This is a genomic window from Ruminococcus sp. CAG:57 (assembly GCF_000435935.1).
Lineage (GTDB): Bacteria > Bacillota > Clostridia > Oscillospirales > Ruminococcaceae > Hominimerdicola > Hominimerdicola aceti.
In genome coordinates this window covers 4,074-8,110 of the sequence record NZ_FR890793.1, presented here as the reverse complement: position 1 = coordinate 8,110, position 4,037 = coordinate 4,074, and the positions used below count along the sequence as shown (strand labels likewise).

4 protein-coding genes are annotated in these 4,037 nt (G+C 44.2%); all 4 read left to right on the top strand.

Annotated elements, in window-relative coordinates:
• Nucleotides 1-301 precede the first annotated feature (301 nt).
• Nucleotides 302-1,324 (top strand): 3-deoxy-7-phosphoheptulonate synthase, encoded by a 1,023-nt coding sequence (gene aroF / locus QVO88_RS11385; protein ID WP_022288572.1) that lies wholly within the window; start codon nt 302-304, stop codon nt 1,322-1,324.
• A 112-nt stretch (nt 1,325-1,436) separates the two neighbouring features.
• Complete coding sequence (locus tag QVO88_RS11380; protein WP_022288571.1) at nt 1,437-1,907, top strand: LURP-one-related/scramblase family protein; 471 nt, start codon at nt 1,437-1,439, stop codon at nt 1,905-1,907.
• 49 nt (nt 1,908-1,956) lie between these two features.
• Nucleotides 1,957-3,066 (top strand): 3-dehydroquinate synthase, encoded by a 1,110-nt coding sequence (gene aroB, locus QVO88_RS11375; RefSeq protein ID WP_022288570.1) that lies wholly within the window; start codon nt 1,957-1,959, stop codon nt 3,064-3,066.
• 12 nt (nt 3,067-3,078) lie between these two features.
• Nucleotides 3,079-4,037: 3-phosphoshikimate 1-carboxyvinyltransferase (locus QVO88_RS11370; RefSeq protein ID WP_288178038.1), on the top strand; the 959-nt coding region annotated here is incomplete at its 3' end.

The window sequence follows — 4,037 nt, the reverse complement described above, 5'->3', positions numbered from 1 at the left end:
CAAGCCCTGCCTGTGAGAGTATAATAATCGTGGTTAGCAATAACAAATAAATCGAAAGGAAAAAACAGGATATGTCTACTGTTATCATGTCTGCAGTCTTTACATACTTCTTTATGAGCTTGAGCTACTTTTATGGCTTCGAGTTTTTTTGGCGTGTGAAGAAAGCGACGAGATCAGAATAGGCGTATAGAGAAGTTTCTGTTTTTATATCTGCGTTTATTATAAGCCGTGGCTTTCTTGTAAAAGAATGTCACGGCTGTTTTTATTGCCTATACAAATTTGATTTTCGGAGGAAAGTAACATGATCATCGTATTGAAAAACAATTCACAGGAAAAACAGGTAGAAGAGCTTTTGAACTGGCTCGACCAGTTCCATGTATCGACAAATCTGGTAGAGGGCGTTCATTCAAATGTTATCGGTCTTATTGGCGACACAACTCAGATCGATATAGAAGCAGTTCAGGCTAAGGAATGTGTTGAAAATGTACAGCGTGTTCAGGAGCCTTACAAGAATGCTAACAGAAAGTTCCACCCCGATAATACTGTTATCGACGTTGCAGGCAGAAAGATAGGCGGTGGAAAGCTTCAGGTCATCGCAGGCCCTTGCTCTGTTGAAACTGAGGAGCAGATAATCACAACTGCTATCGCTGTAAAGGAAGCAGGTGCAACAATGCTCAGAGGTGGTGCATTTAAGCCAAGGACTTCACCATATTCATTCCAGGGTCTTGGCAAGGAGGGCATCGACCTTCTTATTCAGGCTAGAAAGATAACAGGTCTGCCTATCGTTACTGAGATCATGGATCTTTCTGATCTTGACTGCTTTGCTGACGTTGACGTTGTTCAGGTAGGAGCAAGAAATATGCAGAATTTCACACTTCTAAAGGCTCTCGGCAGAAGCGACAAGCCAGTTCTTCTCAAGAGAGGACTTTCATCAACACTTCAGGAGCTTCTCATGTCCGCTGAGTACATAATGTCTGAGGGCAATCAGAACGTTATCCTTTGCGAAAGAGGTATCCGTACATTCGAGCCTGCCACAAGAAATACTCTCGATCTTTCAGCCGTACCTCTGCTTCAGCAGAAAACACACCTTCCTATCACTGTCGACCCTAGCCACGCTACAGGTATCGCTTCACTTGTTGAGCCAATGGCACTTTGTGCTGTAACAGCAGGCTGTGACGCACTTGAGATAGAGGTACACAATGACCCTAAGAACGCATGGAGCGATGGTGCGCAGTCACTTACGCCTGCACAGTTCGCTGAAACAATGAAGAAAGTTAAGGCACTTTCCGAGTTCATGGGCAAGCCTCTTGATGTAAACGAATAAACAAGACATTGAAAAAGAGGTGTTTTCGCACCTCTTTTTCTTTACAAATATTCAGTTATGTGGTATAATGTTTTAGAACTGTAAATGGATAAAGTACAAAGGAGGAAGAACGATGAAACTTGTGCTTAAACAAAGGCTTTTTTCATGGTTTGACAGCTATGATGTGTGCGACGAATACGGTAACGCAGTTTTCAGCGTAAAAGGCAGACTCGCATGGGGTCACTTGCTGGAGATATACGACAACATGGGAAACAAGGTCGGCGTGCTGAAAGAAAAGGTGCTGAAAATTTTCCCTACCTTTGAGATATACATAGGCGGAGAGTATATGGGCTGTATAAAGAAAGAGTTCACCTTTTTCAAGCCAAAGTTCCATATAGATTTCTGCGGCTGGAGAGTGGATGGTGATATTTTCGGCTGGGACTATTCCGTTTATAGCGGTGCTGAACAGATAATGTATGTGTCAAAGGAGCTTTTGCACCTTACTGATACCTATGTCATAGACGTTTATGACGATAGCAATGCTTTGGCAGGATTGCTCATTGCACTTGCGATAGACGCCGAGAAATGCTCAGACGGCAATTAGGCTTTTATGATAGCTGTGTAAAAAATTGTACTGAAAGGTTTTGATATTAATGAAATTCAACTGCGAGCTTAAAAGGGTCGTGGACGATTCTTATGATATAGAAATAGGCAGAAAACTGCAGGATACGCTGGTCAGCGACCTTAAAGGCGGTCTTGTGGGAAAGATAAAGAAATTTGCCGTTGTGACGGATTCTATCGTTGTGGATCTCTATGGCAGAGATATTTATGACAGGCTCAACGCCGCAGGCTTAAAGGCTGAGCTTTTTGTGATACCTGAGGGAGAAAAGTCCAAAACCAGGCAGATGAAAGAGTTTGTTGAGGACTCTATGCTTGAAAAAGGCTTTCGCCGTGATTGCTGTGTGGTAGCCGTTGGCGGCGGAGTTGTCACAGACCTTGCAGGCTTTGTTGCAGGGACATTCGGCAGAGGAGTGCCTTTTGTGAATTATGCCACAACGCTCCTTGCGGCGGCTGACGCTTCTGTGGGCGGAAAAACTGCCGTTGATACGCCCCTTGCTACAAATCTTATCGGTCTGTTCAATCAGCCCAAGAAAGTTTATCTCGATATAGACACATGGAAAACTCTGCCTGAAAAACAGCTTTCAAGCGGTCTTGCGGAAACTATAAAGCACGGCTGTCTTGGTGATAAGGAGCTGTTTGAGTATCTTGAAAAAAACGTGGAAAAGGTGCTTGAATGTGACGGTGAAGCCTGCGAGTATATCGCAAAGAAAAACTGCGAAGTCAAGTACAAAGTGGTAATGAAAGACGAGAGAGAGTTGGGTCTGAGAGAGGTGCTCAATCTCGGCCACACTGTCGGCAGAGCTATCGAAACTGTGTCTGATTATAGACTATATCATGGCGAAGCTGTAGCTATCGGTATGGTGGCACAGGCAAGATTGGGCGAGAAGCTTGGTTTCATATCCCATGAAAATGAACAGCGTGTGGAAAAGCTTCTTGAAAGGGCAAAGCTGCCTACAAAAATACCTGACTATATCAACAGAAAGGCTCTTGTGAAAAAGCTTTATACAGATAAAAAGGTCCGTGACGGAAAGCTGAGATTTGTTTTCCAAAAAGAAATAGGCGAGATGATGTGCTTCGGTGAAAATCAGTACGGCAAAGAGATATCCGAGGAGCAGATAGCTGAAATAATCACAGAGATGTAACGGAGGATAGCGATGAACATAACTGTATTTCCGAAAAAACTCAGCGGACAGGTGACAGTTCCGCCCTCAAAAAGCGTTGCACACAGAATGGTGATAGCGGCGGCGCTGTCAAACGGCATTTCTGAGATAACAAATCTTTATCCCTCGGTGGATATCCTTGCGACTATGGATTGCATGAGGGCGCTTGGGGCGAAAATAGATTTTGACGGTGACAAGGCTGTGATAGAGGGCATAAAGGATATTCCTGAGAGCGCAGTTTTGGATTGCTGTGAGAGCGGCTCAACGCTGAGATTTCTCATACCTGTTGCTTGTGCGCTTGGGGTGGATACTCAGTTCATCGGCAGGGGCAGGCTTCCGCAAAGACCTATCACACCATATCTTGAAGAGTTTCCGAAACATGGCATAAGCTTTGAATACAACAACACCATGCCTTTTTCTGTGAACGGCAAGCTGACAGGGGGCAAGTTCTATGTTGATGGTGGAATATCTTCTCAGTTTATCACAGGGCTTCTGTTTGCTCTGCCGCTTCTTGAGGAGGACAGCGAGATAATACTCACTTCTCATTTGGAGTCAAAGCCATATGTTGACATAACTCTCGGCACTTTGAGAGAGCATGGCTGTCAGGTTGAGGAAGCAGAGAACGGATATTTTGTAAAGGGCGGTCAGCATTATATGCCTTTCAGCGGCAGAGTTGAGGGGGATTATTCTCAGGCGGCTTTCTTCAAGGTGGCAAATTCTTTGGGCAGTGATATTGATATCGCAGGGCTTTCTGAAAAATCTTTTCAGGGAGATAAAAAAATTGTTGAAATATGCGAGAAAATAGTGTATAATAAAAATGGCGGTTTGCGGCCTTTTGACCTCGACTGTTCGGATATACCTGACCTTGTACCTGTTCTTACAGTACTTGGAAGCTTCTGCGAGGGAAAAAGCTATATACGAAATGCCGCACGTCTTAGGATAAAGGAGTGCGA

Bases quoted from the DNA above. Each gene is read 5' to 3' on its own strand.
- aroF (WP_022288572.1), top strand. From the start codon at position 302: ATGATCATCGTATTGAAAAACAATTCACAGGAAAAACAGGTAGAAGAG.
- QVO88_RS11380 (WP_022288571.1), top strand. From the start codon at position 1,437: ATGAAACTTGTGCTTAAACAAAGGCTTTTTTCATGGTTTGACAGCTAT.
- aroB (WP_022288570.1), top strand. From the start codon at position 1,957: ATGAAATTCAACTGCGAGCTTAAAAGGGTCGTGGACGATTCTTATGAT.